A 4,555-nucleotide genomic window follows, 5' to 3' on the forward strand; every position below is an offset into this window, starting at 1 on the left:
TGTTGCCTTCAACGCGGTAAAACCCCGTTTTTTCCCCTTTCTTCTCCCGGCACTGCGGTTGGCACATTAGTTGCAGAATGATTCATCAAGAATCTTTTGTTTCACGTACACTCACCGGGGTGCATAATGAAAAAAGTATTATTAGCGGTAGCGGGCGCGGCATTGCTGATGGCGCAGGTCGGGAGTGCGATGGCCGATCAGCTGCAGGATATCCAGAAGCGCGGCGTGATCCGCGTGGCGGTTCCACAGGATTTCCCGCCGTTCGGTTCCGTGGGTACTGACCTGCAACCGCAGGGCTACGATATCGACATGGCGAAGTATCTCGCCAAACAGATGAAACTGAAGTTGCAGCTGGTGCCGGTTTCCAGCGCCAACCGCGTGCCGTATCTGCAGACCGATAAAGTCGATCTGGTGATCTCCAGCATGGGTAAAAACGCCGAGCGTGAAAAAGTGATCGATTTCACCCAAGCTTATGCGCCGTTCTTCCTTGGCGTATTTGGCCCGAAAGGCGAAACCCTGAAAGATGCGGCAGCGCTGAGCGGCAAATCCATCGGCGTCACGCGCGGTGCAGTGGAAGATATGGTGTTAAGCGATATCGCGCCGAAAGATGCCCAGGTGAAGCGTTACGAAGATAACAACACCACGCTGTCGGCTTATCTGTCGGGACAAGTGCAATACGTTGCCACCGGTAACCTGGTTGTCGCCGCCATTGCGCGTCAGAACGCCGCGAAAGCACCGGTTGCCCAGTTCATGCTGAAAGATTCACCGTGCTACATCGGCCTGAAAAAAGATGAGCCGGCGCTAAAAGAGAAAGTGAATGCGCTGATTGAGCAGGGCATCAAAGACGGCACGCTGAACAAGCTGTCGGAAGAGTGGCTGAAAGCGCCTTTGCCAGCCAACCTCGGCGCATAAAGCATGGCGCAACTTAACTTTGCCGACCTCTGGCCGCACTGGCCAGAGTTGCTGGCCGGATTGTGGGTCACGATTCAGATCACCGTGCTCGCCACCGTGGGCGGCGTCAGTCTCGGGATTCTCGGCGCGGCGCTGCGCAGCGGTAAACCAAGCTGGGCGAGCCGCATCTGGGGCCTTTATGTCGAATTGATCCGTAATACGCCGTTTGTGGTGCAGCTGTTTTTTATCGTCTTTGGTTTGCCCAATTTGGGTCTGAAACTGACGGCGGGCGAAGCGGCGCTGCTGGCGATGTTGATTAACCTGGGCGCGTACAGCACCGAAATTATTCGCGCCGGGATTCAGGTGACGCCGCGCGGCCAGTGGGAAGCGGGGCGCGTGCTGGGATTAACCCGCACGCAAACCTTTATCCGCGTGGTGCTGCCGCCGTCGCTGCAGCGCATTTATCCGGCGCTGGTCAGCCAATGCATCATTGTGATGCTCGGTTCATCGGTGGTGTCGCAGGTGTCGTACGAAGAGTTGACCTTTGCCGCCAACCTGATTCAGTCGCGCACCTTTTTGAGTTTTGAAGTCTATTTCGTGACCACGCTGATCTATCTGGCGTTGTCGATCGCCATGCGCCAACTGCTGCTGGCGCTGGGACGTAAATGGTTGGGAGCGCAGCCGGCATGATGACGCAATTTACCGACTGGGACATCCTGCGCAACCTGCTGCTGGCAGCGCGCTGGACAATTTTACTCTCGCTGGTGGCATTTTTTGGCGGCACGCTGGTGACTCTACCGCTGCTGTTTATGCGCCTGCTGAAACGTAAATGGCCGATGCGCTTTGTGCGCGCGTACACCGAGCTGTTTCAGGGCACGCCGCTGCTGATGCAGCTGTTCCTCGCCTTCTTCGGTGTCGGCTTGTTCGGCATCGATGTGGCGCCATGGACCGCCGCCTCGCTGGCCTTAACGCTCTACACCAGCGCGTTTCTGGTGGATATCTGGTACGGCAGCATTCGCGCCCTGCCAAAAGGGCAGTGGGAAGCGTCGCGCTGTCTCGGACTGACATTTGGTCAAACGCTGTTTCGCGTGGTGGCGCCGCAGGCGATTCGTATCGCTATCGCGCCTACGGTTGGGTTTGCCGTGCAGGTGATTAAAGGCACCGCGTTGGCTTCGATTATCGGTTTCGTCGAGCTCACCAAAGCCGGCACCATTTTGAATAACGTGACGTATGAGCCGTTCAAGGTGTTTGGCCTGGTGGCGCTCGGTTACTTCCTGATGTGTTATCCGCTGTCGCGTTACAGCCAGTACCTGGAGAAAAAATTCAATGCCGCTCATCACCATTAATCAGGTACAGAAGTACTACGGCGACAACCACGTCTTGAAAGGTGTCGATCTCGATGTCGATCACGGCGAAGTGATCTCGATTATCGGCCGCAGCGGATCGGGCAAAAGTACCTTGCTGCGCTGCATGAACGGCCTCGAAGGCTATCAGGAAGGCAGCATCAAACTTGGCGGTATGACCATTACCGACCGCGAATCGCAGGCGCGGGAAATCAGCCGCTCGGTCGGCATGGTGTTCCAGAACTTCAACCTGTTCCCGCACATGACGGCGCTGGAAAACGTGATGCTGGCGCCGCGCCGCGTGCTGAAGAAAAGCGAAGCTGAATGCCGTGAACTGGCAACGCAGATGCTGGAGAAAGTCGGCCTCGGTGAGCGCATCAATTACTACCCGGCCAATTTGTCTGGCGGTCAGCAGCAGCGCGTGGCGATTGCCCGTGCGCTGGCGATGCAGCCCAAAGTTTTACTCTGTGACGAGATCACCTCCGCGCTCGATCCCGAGCTGGTCGGCGAAGTGCTGAAAGTGCTGGAGCAGCTGGCCGCCGAAGGCATGACGCTGATTCTCGTCACCCATGAAATGAACTTCGCCCGCGACGTGGGCGATCGCGTGGTCTTTATGCATCAGGGGCGCGTCTGGGAGCAGGGCGACAGTAAAACACTCTTCGCCAATCCGCAAACGGCGGAGCTGAAGCAGTTTATCTCCACGGTCCGCCTCTAAGTTTTCTTTAAGGAATACAACATGGATATCAGCCAATTTTCGCAAATCAATCCGCCACAGCGTCTGCTAATGGGACCGGGCCCGATCAACGCCGATCCGCGCGTGCTGCGCGCCATGTCGAGCCAGCTGATTGGCCAGTACGATCCGGCGATGACGCACTACATGAACGAAGTGATGGCGCTGTACCGTGGCGTATTCCGCACTGAAAACCGCTGGACGATGCTGATCGACGGCACTTCACGCGCCGGTATCGAAGCGATCCTGCTGTCGGCGATCCGTCCGGGCGACAAAGTGCTGGTGCCGGTGTTTGGCCGTTTCGGTCATCTGCTGTGTGAAATCGCCCGCCGCTGCCGCGCGGAAGTGCACACCATCGAAGTGCCGTGGGGCGAAGTATTTACGCCGGATCAGATCGAAGACGCGATCAAAAAAGTACAGCCGCGTCTGCTGCTGACGGTGCAGGGCGATACGTCCACCACCATGCTGCAGCCGCTGGAAGAACTGGGCGCGATCTGCCAGAAATATGGCGTGCTGTTCTACACCGATGCCACTGCATCACTCGGCGGTAATGCGCTGGAAACCGATGCGTGGGGGCTGGATGCGGTATCGGCTGGCATGCAGAAGTGCCTCGGCGGACCTTCCGGTACCTCGCCAATCACGTTGAGCCCGCAGATGGAAGCGGTGATCCGCAAGCGCAAATGCGTGGAAGAGGGCATTCGCACCGCCGATCATCAGGATGGCGACGATGAGATGATCTACTCCAACTATTTCGATCTCGGCATGATCATGGATTACTGGGGCCCGGAACGCCTCAATCACCACACCGAAGCCACCACCGCGCTGTTTGGCGCGCGTGAATGTGCGCGTCTGATGATGGAAGAAGGATTAGATAACGGCATTGCGCGCCACAAGCTGCACGGCGATGCGCTGCTGAAAGGCATTCAGGGCATGGGCCTCGAAACCTTTGGCGATTTAAAACACAAGATGAATAACGTGCTCGGCGTGGTGATCCCGCAGGGCGTGAATGGCGATCAGGTGCGTAAGCTGGTGCTGGAAGACTTCGGTATCGAGATCGGTACTTCGTTTGGTCCGCTGCACGGCAAAGTGTGGCGTATAGGCACCATGGGTTACAACGCGCGTAAAGATTGCGTGATGATGACCTTAAGCGCACTGGAAGCGGTGCTGAACCATGTTGGTTTCCGCACCACGCAAGGCGCAGCGATGCAGGCAGCGTGGGATCTTTACGGGAGCCGCGCATGAATAAAAGCCTGATGACCGCCAGCGAGGCGCAGATCGCCGCCGCTCGCGTCATGGCGCGTTGTGATGCGCTGGCTGAGATCAGTGAAAGCGAAGATGGCCTGACGCGCGTTTATCTGTCGCCGGAACAGCTGCGCGCCAACGCGCGCGTCGGCGAATGGATGCAGGCCGCGGGCATGACGACGTGGCAGGACGCGGTGGGCAACATTTGTGGACGCTACGAAGCGGCGCAGCCGGGTGCGCAGGCGCTGCTGCTCGGTTCGCATCTGGATACGGTGCGCAATGCCGGTCGCTACGACGGCATGCTCGGCGTATTAAGCGTCATCGAAACCGTGCAATGGCTGCACGATCG

At 57.9% G+C, this 4,555-nt stretch carries 5 protein-coding genes and 1 pseudogene; all 6 read left to right on the top strand.

Features of this window, described 5'->3' with window-relative positions:
- The first annotated feature begins 126 nt into the window (after positions 1-126).
- Positions 127-912, top strand: coding sequence for a transporter substrate-binding domain-containing protein (locus RTY00_RS20260; protein ID WP_008105226.1), 786 nt, complete (start codon positions 127-129; stop codon positions 910-912).
- Positions 913-915: 3 nt separating this feature from the next.
- Positions 916-1,581 (top strand): amino acid ABC transporter permease, encoded by a 666-nt coding sequence (locus RTY00_RS20265; protein WP_061717544.1) that lies wholly within the window; start codon positions 916-918, stop codon positions 1,579-1,581.
- On the top strand, positions 1,581-2,237 hold the full coding sequence (locus RTY00_RS20270) for an amino acid ABC transporter permease (RefSeq protein WP_036648539.1): 657 nt from the start codon (positions 1,581-1,583) through the stop codon (positions 2,235-2,237). The genes RTY00_RS20265 and RTY00_RS20270 overlap by 1 nt, the downstream gene beginning before the upstream one ends.
- A complete protein-coding gene (locus tag RTY00_RS20275; protein ID WP_007887180.1) occupies positions 2,218-2,949 on the top strand; it encodes an amino acid ABC transporter ATP-binding protein in 732 nt (243 codons plus the stop codon). Before RTY00_RS20270 ends, RTY00_RS20275 begins: the two co-directional genes overlap by 20 nt.
- A 21-nt stretch (positions 2,950-2,970) precedes the next feature.
- The gene (locus RTY00_RS20280) at positions 2,971-4,206 is read left to right on the top strand and encodes an alanine--glyoxylate aminotransferase family protein (RefSeq protein ID WP_312665834.1); all 1,236 of its coding nucleotides are present in this window, start codon (positions 2,971-2,973) and stop codon (positions 4,204-4,206) included.
- A pseudogene (locus tag RTY00_RS20285) lies at positions 4,203-4,555 on the top strand (Zn-dependent hydrolase); the annotation flags it as partial. The gene RTY00_RS20280 and the pseudogene RTY00_RS20285, both read left to right, overlap by 4 nt.

The organism is Pantoea sp. CTOTU49201 (assembly GCF_032054795.1).
In the GTDB taxonomy this organism is placed as follows: domain Bacteria; phylum Pseudomonadota; class Gammaproteobacteria; order Enterobacterales; family Enterobacteriaceae; genus Pantoea; species Pantoea symbiotica.

What these genes read in the sequence shown, in the direction of transcription:
- RTY00_RS20260 (WP_008105226.1), top strand. Translation starts at nt 127, where the DNA reads ATGAAAAAAGTATTATTAGCGGTAGCGGGCGCGGCATTGCTGATGGCG.
- RTY00_RS20265 (WP_061717544.1), top strand. Translation starts at nt 916, where the DNA reads ATGGCGCAACTTAACTTTGCCGACCTCTGGCCGCACTGGCCAGAGTTG.
- RTY00_RS20270 (WP_036648539.1), top strand. Translation starts at nt 1,581, where the DNA reads ATGACGCAATTTACCGACTGGGACATCCTGCGCAACCTGCTGCTGGCA.
- RTY00_RS20275 (WP_007887180.1), top strand. Translation starts at nt 2,218, where the DNA reads ATGCCGCTCATCACCATTAATCAGGTACAGAAGTACTACGGCGACAAC.
- RTY00_RS20280 (WP_312665834.1), top strand. Translation starts at nt 2,971, where the DNA reads ATGGATATCAGCCAATTTTCGCAAATCAATCCGCCACAGCGTCTGCTA.